This is a genomic window from Ewingella sp. CoE-038-23, from assembly GCF_040419245.1.
GTDB lineage: Bacteria > Pseudomonadota > Gammaproteobacteria > Enterobacterales > Enterobacteriaceae > Ewingella > Ewingella allii.
Genome location: NZ_JAZHOH010000001.1, coordinates 2,796,837 through 2,809,720 on the forward strand (window position 1 = coordinate 2,796,837; position 12,884 = coordinate 2,809,720).

Sequence of the window (12,884 nt, forward strand, 5' to 3'; positions counted from 1 at the left end):
TTTAGCTAATTGATTCTGACCAGTCTTGGTTGTTACTCGTGTCGATACCTAAAGAGGCAACGTTAGAGCCAACCACCATCTCGCCAAGAAGGATGGGAATAGGCCTACCTTGACCGACGCGGTTCTCTGCGCTGGTAAACGAGTTGTTGGTGATGCTATTGCTTTGTGCGGCGTCAGCTGAGTTTTTGGACTTCATGTTGCGCGCCATATAAATGGAGTAAGCAACTGACGCGGCGGCCACAATCAAAGTGGCAACAAGAACAGCCGTACCGGTGATAGCCCCTTCAACAACTGGAACAAATATGACTACTGAACCGTCTGGCAACTCTCTGTCCATCTGCCAGTTAATCGATTCCTCAAGAACATCTTCGCCCGCTACACGCATTCGTATTTTTGAACTCATGAAGTCCTTCTTAAGCTCATGGTTCTGCGCCAGAAGCAATCTCAACCCCTGAGCTGGCGTGGCTACGTTCATCTCTATAGAGCGGATATGTCTTCGAAGATGCCCTGCAAATTTAAAGATGAGCACTTTTCATGCCTCCAGATGGAATGGGTCTGCTTAACGTAAGCGAGCCGATATGGCTCTCTGCGGCTTATATGTCCTTGGCAGTCGTGATGGAGGACTGTGTCTTCTCCGAGATAGACCATGGCGTGGCACGGGTCTGTGCCCGCAAATGGTTGACGGATAATCACATCGCCCGGCTGGATTTCCGCGCCTGAAACCTCATGGAAACCATTCACCACCATGTTTTTTAGATAAAGATTCTCGCCTCTTAGCCACCAACCATTGGTTCGCTCAAAATCAGGGAGGTCTATTCCGCACAGGTGATAGGCATCGCGGAAAATCGTGTAGCAGTCCATAACGCCATGCTCGAACTTGCGCCCCAGAAGGCGTGGCACTGGCCTGAACTTCTTCAACTCACCATCAGAAGCAAGCCACCAATCCAGCCTTGTATCCAGTTGCGACTTTCTGTCAGCGCCGGATAGCACTGTCCTAGGCTTAGGGTGTGAGTGAAATACGGCTGTAACCTCACCAATCTCTTCAGCAGCAAGCCAGTCGTCATCGCTGATGCGAAAGTTTGTAGCAGGTGTTGGATGAACGTTCTTGCAAGGGTGAAAAATGGATTCGTTGATGATCAGCGCGCACACCTCATCCTGCGACGATGCCGCATAATCTAAGCACTCTTGCATTAGGTAACCTTCTGAGAGCCGGGGAAGCTACTGATTGGCATGGGTGCCGGGCGTGGGTATCTGAATCTGCAACCTGACTTTCTATGGGAGCACTTATCTTTTGACGGGTCGTTTGTTGGGTTGTCTCGCTCATCAGCCACAGGAGGGCCGCTATACCGGCAACCTTCCCCGCGATAAATCCACTGGCAAACATCGGCCAGTATTGTTCTCGCTGGCATTACAGCGTTGTCACAATCAACCGGCGTAGCCAACTCATAAGTGACCTGCTCGAACGTTTCCTCTGTCATGCGTGTAATAACGTAACGAGAAACGCCTTCTTTGGTTGGGTCAGCGTCTGGGTTTCCATTGGGGAAGTTAACCGCGTCGAGGAACTTAACCGGCACCTGTCTGCGCGTTATTACAACGCCGATCATGTCTGCAAAGTCATGATTCACGCCGGTTATCAGCCCTGATACGTTCGCTACAGCCATTGAAGGGCGAGAGTAAGTCCCCTCGTTCTTCATCTCGAACCCTTCCACCGCGATCGGATAGGCTGGATATGCTCGGCCTTTCCATATCACGTCAGTGTAGAAGCCATTGGTTCCTGAGTGAAATCGAAGAACGTCACCGCCCATCGGTTGTAAATCAGCTTCGAACAGGTCTAAGAATGCGCCGACACCTGCGTCCACGCTTTCAATAATTAGTTCTGCGGGTATGTCGCGCACAAATATCTCCCATTAAAAAAGCCACCCGTAGGTGGCTTATCGTGGCACTTGCTCAAATGTTGCTGTTAGTTCGTAGAATGACCCCGTAGGTGTGACCGACCATGACCGACATACATAGAGCGCCCTAACCCCAGTATCTGACGGCGTCCAGAAGAACGCTTCAACAGCCATTCTTGCCTTCAGGAAAGACCTGACAGCCTTGACTACATTCGGCCTGCCGCACTTGTCATCAATACCGCGAAAGGTAAGAGAATAAGTATCCATGAGTGTGTTAATGCCCTTCGCTTGACGCTGCTCATAGCCGTCACCCAACTTAACAACTGCAACGTTTGGCTGCTGAGTTACCGTATAGCCTTTCTGCGGTGACCAGATGAATGTTTCGGGCATTTTAACTCCGTAGTATATTCTTATTGGGTTTATAGATAGTTAAATTGGAGGATAAAATAATGGAAAACGTAAGCACTTCCCTAAAAGAGATCATGGCGATTAAAATAGTAGTGCAGAATATGATCGCCATAATGAGCGATGAGAATCAGGAAATATTGAAGAATTTAACTGACTCAATGACAGACGCCATGATTTCCTCAGATGCGAAACTTTCAAACCATTTTATAGACATAAAAAATTCGGCGATGGGAATGATCAACGTTGCCACAACTAAGCCAGAAAATTGATAAAAGCGGCAGCAATGCCGCTCACTATTTTCTAGGTGCAATCATCCCATTTGGTCTGGTGCTCTGGTCCTTAATCAGCGCAAGGGTGTCACTTCTCCAAGCATTCCTTAGCTGCTTGATGGTGGCATCATCAACGCCACCAGTGGTGTTAATGGTTAAATTCATAACCTGACTCAAAGATGGAGCGCCTGATCCACCTCCTTGCATATCCTTGTTGCTAATCACTCGCCCATTGTCACCAGGAATCATGTACTGACTCCCGTTACTCGCCTGATAGATTTCAGGCTTACCCTTTTCGCCGACTCTATACATCGAGTTGGCGCTGACTGGCCCGCCGTTATAACGAGCCCCGGCTATAGCCATCCCCTTGGCTGCAAGTAGAGAGCCTGCATATGCAGTCTGACCAACAGCAGCGGCTGAGCCAAAGGTGGCAATGGATGCGCTAATTGCAGCAGGTGCCCAAGCAGAAGCTGCGGCGGTGGCTTGCCCGATAGTTGCTGCAAGAGCCGCAGTAGCAGCCGCTTGACCCATCACCTGAGCCTTGACCCACTCGATACCCATCTGAACGAAGCTACTTACAACGCTGTTCAGAATAGTGGTGCCAATGTTGGCGAAGGATTCCTGCAAGCTCTGGGTGCCATTGAGCAGGCCGGTTATTGCGCTTGATGCTCCGCCTTGCAATGCATCCAGAGATGATGCGAGCATTTCATTGGCCTGACTCTGATTGCGGAATATTTCCCACTGAGCCTCCATGCGCTGCTTCTCATACTGAGTATTGGCGTCGCTTCTAAGAGCTATCGCCTGTTGCTCGGTGATGGTCTTGTTGGCTTCAAACTGCTGGATGAGCGCAAGCTTTTTGGCGTTTTCGTTGGCGAGTTGCTGAACTGGGTCAACAAGACCTGCCGCTTCCTGTTGCGGGCTAACCACTGAATCTGAGCGTATCTTGGCGAGATTTGTTTGGTGCTCTCGTTCGGATTTCTCTGCGGCTTTATTGTATTGGTCTTGAGTGATCTTCTTGGCTGACAGGGCTGTGTTTAAATCCTTAGTTTCCTGCTCATACCTTGAAGACTCCCCTTTCTCAGCAATAAGCTTCTCAGCTGCTGCCTGCGCTCTTATGGCATTGCCAGTATCCCATTTGGCGGCAGCATACTCTCCAGCTAGTTTTATATCTTCTTCGGTGGCGGCGCTACCTAATGATTGCTGGGCTGTTAATATTGCTTGCTGCCTGCTTAGTTCCCTTGTGGAGTCACCAGTTAGCTCTGACTGCTGCTTTAGGTCTGCCAGCTTTTCTGCAATAGCTTGGGCCTGAGATGCGGATTTTTTACCTTCCGAATTATTGGCCTTTCTGGCTGCGGTGTTTCTCTCTGTCTCTGCGTATTGATCTTGCAATCGCTTAACAATAGGGTCGTCTTTGGCTATTCCCGCATCTTCCGCATCATACTGCGCCTGAAGTCTTGCCCTTTCCTCCCCCTCCAGCTTTGATAGCTCTATTCTTCGCTGAGAGCGCTTAACTAACACATCTTCTTTTGGGTTTTTTTGAGCACCCAAATCGATCTTTCCGACCTTAACCCCTGCCTTGGAAACGGAGTCAAGGTCACCAACTAGCGTGGCAGCCCTATTGCTTAGCCCTGCAATTGCTTTGTCCTGCGCTGACCATCCGTCAAGCCCAATCCAAGCCCAAGTCCTAGCTCTTCTTTGATACATTTCTGCGGTTGAAGTTAGATCAGCAATTTTCTGCGATGCGGTATCTGTCTTACCGCTCAACCTATCAATCGCTGAGCTTACAGAGTCAATGATCTTAACCATGGCTGTGCTTGCGCCCATGGCATCGTTCATTTTTCCTATAAGGTTTTGCAGCGAGATAGTTAATGAGTTGCTGGCCTGATCCATGGTTCTTGGCAGCTTTCCGAACTCTTCGTTTACCACTCCAGATTGCTTTGCAATTGCGTTAAGTGCGGCCTCCGCTGTGATCTTCCCTTCAAGCATCGCCTGCCGAAGCTGCCCCATTGACATGCCCAATCCAGCGGCCATTTGCCTAGCCAGCTCGGGCATACTCTCAACTACAGAGTTGAACTCTTGCGCTCTAACCACGCCACCATCTATGGATTGACCGAATTGGCGCAGTGCATTTGCCATTTCTTCAGCAGAAGACCCACCAACGCGTCCGATTTTTTGTAGGGTATCTGTTAAAAATAGAATCTGGTCGTTTGTTGTTCCAGTACCCTTTAATGATGAGGTGAGCTTCTCCCAAAGCTTTTGCGTGTCCTGTAAGCTCGCGCCAGATACTGAAGCTATCTGTGAAAGCGCTTGAAATGTTGCAGAAGCTTGGCTGACATCGGCTGTTAGTCGTGAAATTCTCGACTGAAGCTGAGTTATATTGTCTGCAACAGTGAGAAACGCCTTGGCATAGTCAACCACCAACGCCACGGTGATTGCACTGGCAACACCACTTAGCGCAGACTTCAAATAACCCATTTCTCCGGCAGCTTTATTACCCTTCCTGCCCATATTATCCAGACCGGAACCAGCTGCTTCTGCATCTTTCCTCATTTGTTCAATTACTACCGAGGCCTTTCTACTGCCAGTAATAAGCTTTGCTGTTTCGATATCTATTTCGTACTGAAGCTTCCCACCATCGACAGTAGACATTTGTTTCTCCGAAAATAAAAAACCCGCACGAGGCGGGTTGGATTGCATGATTTGGTGAAAAAATTATTTGCACATAAGTATCGCCGTGGTGTCATCTTCATCTGGAAGTATTTTGTCATCCAAGGCATAACTCTTAGCCCCATTTAAAGCACCAAACTCAACCTTATACATTACAACGAATGGCTTGTAGCCCTTGTATTGTCCAGGAGAAGAAACCACGCCGCAAACGACGCCCTTACTCGTGCCATTAGAAAACTTTACGACTCGTATGACTTTCATCTCATCAAATTTTAGTGGTTCGCTGTTTTTCATTTCATTAGAAATTACTTTCTCTGCAAACTTAAATGTCTCTTCGTCATCTTTTTGACACCCAGTGAGGATTAGCGTCACCAAAAATAGCCCTATAACCTTCTTCACATCCATATCCCCATTCGTAACAAGTGGAAATATTTTAGCAGATGATGACCGCAACCTAACGCAAAACTATGCACTGATCATTTGTCAGCATTTCACAACCATCGTCCACGAGGTAACCTGATAAATCCCAAGCTAGAGGTTAAGCACATGGAAAAGGCCAAGATAAACGACCACTTCACAAGATTTCCTTATAGGAAGGAGGTTAGAGAAGATGGAGGAGTCAATAATGGAGGCATTGACTTAATTTTAGAACCCAACAGGATTGAAGAAATACACGAGATTTCAGACTGGCCATGGCTTAAGAGATTTGTATCCGAGGTAAATAATTCAGATGGCCACTTCATGACCTTCGGTTGCGATTTTGGCCCTGATGAAGAATTTTACGCGGGATACGTTGAGTTTTCTTTCCGCCCTTCAATGCGGAAACGAACTACCGAAGATCTTCGCATATTGGATGAGCACTTTTATAAATGGATTAGCGAATTATACTTGGATGATAAATCGGAACCCCATCCATTGGCTTATTCGCAAAGCTGTCTTGCGTGGGAATACACCCCTCTAGAGTATCAGGGAACCTATGAGAAAGTCTCCGTTTGGTTTCGCTCGAGAGAGGTCGGTGGCGCGGAGTGGCTAATGAATCATGTTCGTCATTTTTTGGTTGATATTTACCCTTCACTTTCTCACCTCAAATAGTTATCTCAAGGCGGATTGCTCCGCATTTTCCATTCGCATTTTCTTCTTCGCAAGATACTCATCTGCAACGGATTCATACTCTTCGGCAGTGAATCCTTTTTGGTCTGGATACTTGGCTGAAATCATCAACTGGAACTCGGTCATGCTCAGCTGTTCAGCCTCAATGCGTGGCATATTGAAGTGATTTCGAGCAGCGCTGATGTATTCGAAAGCGTTAAACTCGTTAACGAATGCGCCTGATTCGTGGCGCTGAAGCCTGCGAACCTTGGCCTTGCCGATAATGCCGTGAGTTATCAGGGAGCGAGCTATGACTATCATGTCACTAAGCGGCATCGAGCCAGCCAGATAGGTGAATGCCTTCTTGCCGCGCTTGCTGGGTCGAAGCTCGCCGATAATTGGAGACAGGTCAGCATCACAGCAGGCCTGCATCACATTCATCGCAGCGCTGATGGCATTCTTGCTGAATTCTGGCTTCAGGACGATTTCAGATAGCCAGGCCGGCACATGACCATAGGCCTCAACCGCCCTTGATAGCGTGTCGATAACCTCATCGCTGTGCAGCTCTGCAAATGCCTCAACAATCTCTTTCGGCTCGCCAATCTTCGCCATATTGACGAATGAAGGTCGGAAGAAGTAATCGGTTTTCGCGTCTGATACAACCAGCTCGCCTATCTCTTTAAGTGGGGTCATATCACGCCTCAAATAGTTATCATCGTGGGCATTCGAAAATACCCACTGTGATAATTACGCTGTGATGGTGATAGCGCTGCTGCCAGTTTTAGCGCCGTCGTTGGTGGTGTATGTCATCGTCGCAGAACCCACCGCAACACGAGTCACCAGACCTGACTGCGTGATTGTTGCCTTCGTAGTGTCAGATGAAGACCACGCGCCAGTCTTGTTAGTGGCATCCGCCGGAAGAACGTTCGCGGTTAGTTGCACGGTTGAGCCGACTGCACCGGTAGATGTTGCCGGAGTAACGTTAACGCTGGCTACTGGGACTGGCGCTGTGGTGTCGGTAACGTCAACAGTGTCAGCATCCGCCACTTTGAACTCTGTGGTGAACGTAACGATGTCGTTAGTGCCGCCGTCAGAGCTCAGCGCGGTGATTACCATGTAGCCAACGAAGGTCACAGGGCCATACTCCATGCGCACCCATAATGTAGGCTGGCGAGCCGCTTTGATTTCAGAGTTGTAATACTTGATGAAGTTACCGATGCCGTACTGGTCAAGCTTGTCGTTCTTGCGAACCTCGCCCTCAAAGCTGACGGTGAAGTCAGAGTTGGTGACGATGTTCTCGACATAGCCCTTGGTGTCATCGGCGTCACTGGTTACGGTGTTAGGGCTGAAGTCGAAGCCCTTGCTCGTACCGGCCGCCAATGCTTTCCACTGGGCCTCAGTTGGAACCGTATCAGCACAGCCATCTGCCACCTCTAAAACGATGGCGCGGCCAAATAGCTTGGAATTATCAGTCTGGCAGATAGCCATATTCAAACCTCTTGATGGTTTTTAGGTATAAAAAAAGGCCGCCATCTGGCGACCTGAGAACTTTGTCGGCTGTTATTCGCCGTAGGTGACTGAGAACTGAATCCTGAAAACCATTCGGCCTTCAGTCGTTAAGACAGGTGATGGGAAGCCGCCCATATTTTGGACATGACCGATGCAATCATTAGGCATGGGGTTGGATTGGATGAAGTCGATAATGGCACTCGCCACATCCTCAGCTTGCCCGTTCCTACCCTTCGCGCCAATCACATCAATCAGCACGTAATGGTCAGCGCCAAGGCCTTGCTGGATGGCTGTGCCATTGTTGGGCCGGAACACGACAAAGGCGTCACTTAGCTTCCCGCTATCCGTCCACACCAAAGTCTGTACGGTGAAACCAGTCGTCAGGCCAGAATCAACGAGCCAATCCCTGACGCGGCGATACATCGGAGGATTCATAACTGCATTTCCTTTTTGATGAAGGCATCAACCGATGGTTTTCCACGCTCCGCACCCTTCTCAAGGAACTGAGGTTCACCGCCCGTATCCCAGTAATTACCCTGAGCCACGCCATTCTTTTTGGGTCTTGGCCTCCCTTTGAGTTTGCCGCTCGCCTCGTGCACGTATACCGCATAATTTGCAGAGTAACCTATGCGTCCGGTTATTCTTGTTCCGGTTACTGATAGCTCCCTGAATTGGGAATTGACCAGTGTAGATGTGGCAACTGGCGTTATCGCATCAGCCTCTGAGCCGATGATTATCAAAGCTCCTGTCATCGCCCTTACAGCCTTGCGCCCGGTGATGTCACCAACTACAGCATTAAGCTTCTCTTGGGCCTCTCTTACTCCTTTAACCTTGATTCCCATATCAGACTCCAGTGATGATCCCGTAGTCGTCTGCCGTGCGGTCAAAGGTGTCAGCCCATCTCACGACGTGCATAACCTCATCTGCGCCAGCTTCAACAGGGTCAGGGTTATCCGATGGGCCAATGAGAATGTAATCACCCTTCTCAGCCTCAGCGAACTCAGTCCAGAAAGTGTTCTTGATGTTGATTTCAACACCAATAGAACCAAGCCGCGCCGTAGCATCACCTCCGTAGTCGCAGAGTATTTGCACTGGTGCCGCATAACCTATCGGGTCGCTATTCTCGCCAATCCCTAACTGCTTCCAATAAGTGGCTACAGCTGTGCAGCTCCACCTCATTAAGGCGCTCACAACTGATACTCGCTAAATTGATCTGGGCAGTCACCCTCTGCGCACTTCTTGAACCTGCGAATGGTTACCCTCTTCACATACAACGACCTGATGAAGTCGCCATCAGCTAGAACGACGAATTCAGGTGGCGTCTGGTTGCTGAATCCAAGCCAATCAAAGAAGCGAAATTTATGCTCATCAGGCCTTAGCGTTTCCGCATAAACCTGATTCCCTTCTCCGATGTCGTAGGTCACTTCAACCTCAAGCTTCGAATAGGGGTAACCGATGCAATTTGCCATTACTTTCCTCCACACATGCATCCACCCTTGCCAATCCAGATGCCAGCAAATGAATTCTGCGTTGGGTCTGGCGGTATCAGGGAAGTGGCGCAGCCTTTCTTATCCAGCCCACGAAGCAATGAGAGAGAGCTTTTCCATCTATCGCCAAACGACTGGTATCTGAATGACTGCGAGGCACCTGACGGGGCTGTCTGAGAGCTGATATATTTATCGCCCTGCCCCAGCCCCATCAATCCAAGTAGGTAAAGCTGAATGAGAAGTGCTGTAGATGCCGGATAATTAGCTTCCAAGCACTCCTGAATGCTATTGGCCTGATCAACCAGTGCCTGAAGAACGAAATCGGGAATTGTAATACCAACGGACTGAAGATATTCCTTCGCCTGCTCTATGGTTAACATGACTGACTCCAGAATAAAGCCCTCCGAAAAGGGCATTAAAAAAGCCGCTCAAACTTGGCGGCTTATTCTTCAGGGAAGAGCTTTTCTAGCTCACCTTCCGGCAGTAGCTCGGCTAACTTGTCGGCGCCGAGATTGCCTTTAAACTCAATGCCCAACTCGGTGAGTCGTTCCTGAATTTTTGCTTTCCGATCTTTTGCGGCACTGGATGAATCAGGTGTTGCTGGTTTTAATTCACCGCCAGCCTCTCCAGTCATCAGTCTGACATTTGACGCCAGCGCCGGGTGCAAGGCTTTAAGCTCAATAACATCACCCTGTTTCACGCCGTTCCATGGTCGAATAACTTCATACTTAGCCATGCTAACCCCTTATGCCAATACGGCGCCGTAGACAACACCAGACAGGCCTTGGCTATCTGCGGTGATTTGCAGGCCTTCAGCAGACATGATCTGGAAGTTGTAGTTAACGTTTGGTAGCGGGCGAGGCAATGGCACAACGCCAACCGCCATGCCGACTAGAGGTGAGACCACATCCTGACGGCGCTGATAAGCGAGGAACTCGTTACCTGTCAGTGCAAACGTTGGACGGATTTCTTTGACTGGGGCGAATGGCAGAACAGCTTGAAGCAAGTTTCCACTAATAACGCCGTTGACCACGTATGGCTGTGCCAAGTTTGCCCAGATTTCTGGAGACACCCACATGATGTCGTACTGTGCAATTTTGTTGGTACGTGCCAGAGAGCCGAAAGCGCCTTTACCGAAGAACTCAATCAACTGAGTAGGGGTAGCGCTGGTCAAGTCAATACTTGCACCACCTGCGCCTGAACCAAGATTCAGCTTCTTAGTGTTGCGGTGGTTTTTCAGGCCTTGAGCCTTATAGCCCTGCACTGAAATATTGCCGTCACCATTCAGATAGTAGTTAACGCGTTTCAGGTTGAACTTGCGCATTTTTGCCATCTGGGAGTCGAGAACCAAATCAATCCCAACTGTGCTCATACCGGCTGCGTGACGCCAATTAACGCCATAACCAGCGGTGAACACAGGAATTGGATCACCATCGCTCGCGTACTCTGTGTGGTCGAACGAGAACGGCGCCTGACCATCAATACTGATTGAAACATCATCAGCAATATCGCCGATCACGTTGTACAGTTTGGCTGTTTTACCGACAGGCAGAATCGTTTGGACTGACATGAGGTCATTGACGATTTCCATGCCAACTTCCTGATCGCGCAACTGGATAATCTGACGGTCAATTTCAGCCCAGAAGTCACGACTTAGGCCGTCAACTGCGTTTGCAGCAAGCATATCAGCCGTGAGGTGCGCTCGGTTCGCTGCAATCATCGCGTTGTTTTGCGAGTTCCAGATGTTACGGTGCGCCCACAGCTCATTCCAGTGACCGCCAAGACGACTGTTTGCAGCCAGTGTTTCTTTAGAGAAATACATATATTTTCCTTATTAGGCAGCCGGAGCGGCAGCAACAGTGCCAACGCGCATGCGTACGCGAATGAAGTCGGTAGAGCTTGCTGCAATGGTGGCCTCATCTTGGCTGTAGCCGATCACCGAATCGGTGTCCGCAGTTGCCAAGGTGAACTGACCATTCGCGCCAAGCTTAATCGGAGAGTCTTTTTTGTAGGCGCCCGGCATGCAGAGCAGAGCCAGTTCACGCCCCTCTTCTACGTAGTTGCCCACGGCAGAGTCACCAACAGGAACAGCCTCTCGGATGTTAAGACCTTGGTGGTAAGCGCTGTCGATAATGTAGATTCGGCCTTTTAAAGCGGTTGCCTGAGCGAACGCCTCATTGGCATTAATTACTGCGGCGGTGCCGGGCAAAAGAGCAGCGGCGGTGATGCGGGTTTCAGTCTTGTATAAGGACTGCCCGTCGATGTTAACGCGACGATAGCGAGAAGCCATTATCATTCCCCTTAGAAATATTTAGTTGCGTCAGGCGCGCCAGTTTCTGTTTGAGCCTGGCCGCTGTTGGTGCCCAGAGGCGCTGGCTCGCCAAGTTCTTTAAACATGGTTTCCAGTGCTTCACCTGACAGGGAGTTAGCGACAACCTCGCCAAACTTTGCGGCCACTGCGTCGCGCTTAACTTTCTCTTCAGCGCGGCTGTTAGCTGTCAGAGATTCGGACAGTTTATTTTGGTTAGCCTGTAAGGCTTCGACCTTATCAGTGATCGGCTTCAACGCTTCTGCAAAGTTAGCGGCGAGGCCTTTACCGATTTCAGTCACCAGTTCTTGTTTCTCTTCTGTGGTTAAAGGCATATCGCCCTCCGAGTTGGTTGCAGGTTTCTCCTGCGGTTTAAAAATTGATAGGAATTTGTTCGTTACTACGGCTACCCAAGACTCCTGACGGGCAACTTCTGTCCCAGCGTCATCGAAGGTTATTTTTCCGCCTTCGCTCTTGTATCCGTAAATCTGGGCGGCGCCGCCGTTGGTGATAATGACCACTTGCGTGTCGGTAAAATCAGCTACCCATGCATAGTCGTCGCTACCAATTGCGAATCGTTCTTTAGCAGCACGGTCTAATCGACTTTCACGTTCACGATATGACTCACCAATCAGGGCGCCAGTATTGGCTTTAATTGGTGTCGCAAGGTCAGCGTTAACCATGAGACCAACACCCTGCTCTGGTGTTGCCGCCCCAACTTCATTAAGTAGGATGGCGTCGTGGTCCATCTTCACAATGTCTGCAACCCATTTAGCGCCGGTGGCTGCCTGCTCATCGGTTGGCTCGTCTTCGTTCAGGAATGCGGCCATGCTGGTATGAATTGGCGGAACATCTTCACCACGCTCAATGGCTTCAACGCGCTCTAAGAACTCACGCCCCTTTTCAGACTGCTTGGCAACTTCGATATCCACCCACTTTTCTAAATAGACTCGGTTGCCAGCCTTCTTGACGTTGCGGTTCCATGCGCCGATATGGCCCTGATTGATACCCTCTGGAGAGAAGGCTGATACGAATTCGCCATTCAGCGTTGGGTGGCCCAATGGCGCTAACGTCCCCTCTAGGCCCGTATAGTGAGCGTCGATTTGCTCTGCGGTATAAAGACCACCGTTCATCACAACGTTGGCGGGTAGCGTGTAGCTAGGCAGAACCCAGTGCTCTTTGTTGTTGTAAACCTCTCGGCGAATAGACTTGCTATTCACCTTGGTGGTGATGTTGACTTGCATTGTCATTGAGG

19 protein-coding genes are annotated in these 12,884 nt (G+C 49.6%); 2 read left to right on the plus strand and 17 right to left on the minus strand.

The window, feature by feature from the left end:
• Position 1: 1 nt before the first annotated feature.
• The 4 genes from V2154_RS13165 to V2154_RS13180 are packed head-to-tail and all read right to left on the minus strand — an operon-like array spanning position 2 to position 2,282.
• A complete protein-coding gene (locus V2154_RS13165) occupies positions 2-529 on the minus strand; it encodes a tail assembly protein (RefSeq protein ID WP_353502624.1) in 528 nt (175 codons plus the stop codon).
• A complete protein-coding gene (locus V2154_RS13170) occupies positions 478-1,191 on the minus strand; it encodes a C40 family peptidase (RefSeq protein ID WP_353502625.1) in 714 nt (237 codons plus the stop codon). The genes V2154_RS13165 and V2154_RS13170 overlap by 52 nt, the downstream gene beginning before the upstream one ends.
• On the minus strand, positions 1,191-1,895 hold the full coding sequence (locus V2154_RS13175; protein WP_353502626.1) for a phage minor tail protein L: 705 nt from the start codon (positions 1,893-1,895) through the stop codon (positions 1,191-1,193). Before V2154_RS13175 ends, V2154_RS13170 begins: the two co-directional genes overlap by 1 nt.
• A gap of 36 nt (positions 1,896-1,931) precedes the next feature.
• Positions 1,932-2,282, minus strand: coding sequence for a phage tail protein (locus tag V2154_RS13180; RefSeq protein ID WP_353502627.1), 351 nt, complete (start codon positions 2,280-2,282; stop codon positions 1,932-1,934).
• A gap of 59 nt (positions 2,283-2,341) precedes the next feature.
• Here V2154_RS13180 and V2154_RS13185 point away from each other — a divergent pair, with 59 nt between their 5' ends.
• On the plus strand, positions 2,342-2,569 hold the full coding sequence (locus V2154_RS13185; RefSeq protein ID WP_353502628.1) for a hypothetical protein: 228 nt from the start codon (positions 2,342-2,344) through the stop codon (positions 2,567-2,569).
• 24 nt (positions 2,570-2,593) lie between these two features.
• Here the strand turns inward: V2154_RS13185 and V2154_RS13190 are convergent, their stop codons facing one another.
• Together V2154_RS13190 and V2154_RS13195 are read right to left on the minus strand one after the other, a co-directional pair.
• The gene (locus V2154_RS13190; protein WP_353502629.1) at positions 2,594-5,218 is read right to left on the minus strand and encodes a tape measure protein; all 2,625 of its coding nucleotides are present in this window, start codon (positions 5,216-5,218) and stop codon (positions 2,594-2,596) included.
• Between the two features lie 63 nt (positions 5,219-5,281).
• Entirely contained in the window at positions 5,282-5,635 is a 354-nt protein-coding gene (locus V2154_RS13195) for a hypothetical protein (RefSeq protein WP_353502630.1), read from the minus strand.
• A gap of 147 nt (positions 5,636-5,782) precedes the next feature.
• On the opposite strand from V2154_RS13195, the gene V2154_RS13200 reads away from it, so the two are divergent.
• Complete coding sequence (locus V2154_RS13200) at positions 5,783-6,328, plus strand: hypothetical protein (protein ID WP_353502631.1); 546 nt, start codon at positions 5,783-5,785, stop codon at positions 6,326-6,328.
• On the opposite strand, the gene V2154_RS13205 is transcribed toward V2154_RS13200, so the two are convergent.
• The 11 genes from V2154_RS13205 to V2154_RS13255 all read right to left on the minus strand — a co-directional run bounded on the left by V2154_RS13205 (position 6,329) and on the right by V2154_RS13255 (position 12,879).
• Positions 6,329-7,018 (minus strand): DUF6246 family protein, encoded by a 690-nt coding sequence (locus tag V2154_RS13205; RefSeq protein WP_353502632.1) that lies wholly within the window; start codon positions 7,016-7,018, stop codon positions 6,329-6,331.
• A gap of 54 nt (positions 7,019-7,072) precedes the next feature.
• Positions 7,073-7,813 (minus strand): Ig-like domain-containing protein, encoded by a 741-nt coding sequence (locus tag V2154_RS13210; RefSeq protein WP_353502633.1) that lies wholly within the window; start codon positions 7,811-7,813, stop codon positions 7,073-7,075.
• Positions 7,814-7,885: 72 nt separating this feature from the next.
• Positions 7,886-8,269: a phage tail termination protein gene (locus tag V2154_RS13215; protein ID WP_353502634.1), complete on the minus strand. Its 384-nt coding sequence runs from the start codon at positions 8,267-8,269 to the stop codon at positions 7,886-7,888.
• Complete coding sequence (locus tag V2154_RS13220; RefSeq protein WP_353502635.1) at positions 8,266-8,676, minus strand: HK97 gp10 family phage protein; 411 nt, start codon at positions 8,674-8,676, stop codon at positions 8,266-8,268. Before V2154_RS13220 ends, V2154_RS13215 begins: the two co-directional genes overlap by 4 nt.
• Before the next feature lies 1 nt (position 8,677).
• A complete protein-coding gene (locus V2154_RS13225) occupies positions 8,678-9,025 on the minus strand; it encodes a hypothetical protein (protein WP_353502636.1) in 348 nt (115 codons plus the stop codon).
• Positions 9,022-9,303, minus strand: a complete 282-nt coding sequence (locus tag V2154_RS13230) for a hypothetical protein (RefSeq protein WP_353502637.1) — start codon at positions 9,301-9,303, stop codon at positions 9,022-9,024. The genes V2154_RS13225 and V2154_RS13230 overlap by 4 nt, the downstream gene beginning before the upstream one ends.
• Complete coding sequence (locus tag V2154_RS13235) at positions 9,303-9,701, minus strand: DUF7370 family protein (RefSeq protein WP_353502638.1); 399 nt, start codon at positions 9,699-9,701, stop codon at positions 9,303-9,305. The genes V2154_RS13230 and V2154_RS13235 overlap by 1 nt, the downstream gene beginning before the upstream one ends.
• A 62-nt stretch (positions 9,702-9,763) precedes the next feature.
• Complete coding sequence (locus V2154_RS13240) at positions 9,764-10,057, minus strand: hypothetical protein (RefSeq protein WP_353502639.1); 294 nt, start codon at positions 10,055-10,057, stop codon at positions 9,764-9,766.
• Between the two features lie 9 nt (positions 10,058-10,066).
• Complete coding sequence (locus V2154_RS13245) at positions 10,067-11,143, minus strand: major capsid protein (RefSeq protein WP_353502640.1); 1,077 nt, start codon at positions 11,141-11,143, stop codon at positions 10,067-10,069.
• 12 nt (positions 11,144-11,155) lie between these two features.
• On the minus strand, positions 11,156-11,611 hold the full coding sequence (locus tag V2154_RS13250) for a gp53 minor capsid family protein (protein WP_353502641.1): 456 nt from the start codon (positions 11,609-11,611) through the stop codon (positions 11,156-11,158).
• A gap of 11 nt (positions 11,612-11,622) precedes the next feature.
• Positions 11,623-12,879: a hypothetical protein gene (locus V2154_RS13255; protein ID WP_353502642.1), complete on the minus strand. Its 1,257-nt coding sequence runs from the start codon at positions 12,877-12,879 to the stop codon at positions 11,623-11,625.
• Positions 12,880-12,884 lie beyond the last annotated feature (5 nt).

Excerpts from the sequence above, each read along its gene's own strand:
- V2154_RS13170 (WP_353502625.1), bottom strand. The coding sequence starts at position 1,191 with ATGCAAGAGTGCTTAGATTATGCGGCATCGTCGCAGGATGAGGTGTGC.
- V2154_RS13180 (WP_353502627.1), bottom strand. The coding sequence starts at position 2,282 with ATGCCCGAAACATTCATCTGGTCACCGCAGAAAGGCTATACGGTAACT.
- V2154_RS13185 (WP_353502628.1), top strand. The coding sequence starts at position 2,342 with ATGGAAAACGTAAGCACTTCCCTAAAAGAGATCATGGCGATTAAAATA.
- V2154_RS13190 (WP_353502629.1), bottom strand. The coding sequence starts at position 5,218 with ATGTCTACTGTCGATGGTGGGAAGCTTCAGTACGAAATAGATATCGAA.
- V2154_RS13200 (WP_353502631.1), top strand. The coding sequence starts at position 5,783 with ATGGAAAAGGCCAAGATAAACGACCACTTCACAAGATTTCCTTATAGG.
- V2154_RS13205 (WP_353502632.1), bottom strand. The coding sequence starts at position 7,018 with ATGACCCCACTTAAAGAGATAGGCGAGCTGGTTGTATCAGACGCGAAA.
- V2154_RS13210 (WP_353502633.1), bottom strand. The coding sequence starts at position 7,813 with ATGGCTATCTGCCAGACTGATAATTCCAAGCTATTTGGCCGCGCCATC.
- V2154_RS13215 (WP_353502634.1), bottom strand. The coding sequence starts at position 8,269 with ATGAATCCTCCGATGTATCGCCGCGTCAGGGATTGGCTCGTTGATTCT.
- V2154_RS13220 (WP_353502635.1), bottom strand. The coding sequence starts at position 8,676 with ATGGGAATCAAGGTTAAAGGAGTAAGAGAGGCCCAAGAGAAGCTTAAT.
- V2154_RS13230 (WP_353502637.1), bottom strand. The coding sequence starts at position 9,303 with ATGGCAAATTGCATCGGTTACCCCTATTCGAAGCTTGAGGTTGAAGTG.
- V2154_RS13235 (WP_353502638.1), bottom strand. The coding sequence starts at position 9,701 with ATGTTAACCATAGAGCAGGCGAAGGAATATCTTCAGTCCGTTGGTATT.
- V2154_RS13240 (WP_353502639.1), bottom strand. The coding sequence starts at position 10,057 with ATGGCTAAGTATGAAGTTATTCGACCATGGAACGGCGTGAAACAGGGT.
- V2154_RS13245 (WP_353502640.1), bottom strand. The coding sequence starts at position 11,143 with ATGTATTTCTCTAAAGAAACACTGGCTGCAAACAGTCGTCTTGGCGGT.
- V2154_RS13250 (WP_353502641.1), bottom strand. The coding sequence starts at position 11,611 with ATGGCTTCTCGCTATCGTCGCGTTAACATCGACGGGCAGTCCTTATAC.
- V2154_RS13255 (WP_353502642.1), bottom strand. The coding sequence starts at position 12,879 with ATGACAATGCAAGTCAACATCACCACCAAGGTGAATAGCAAGTCTATT.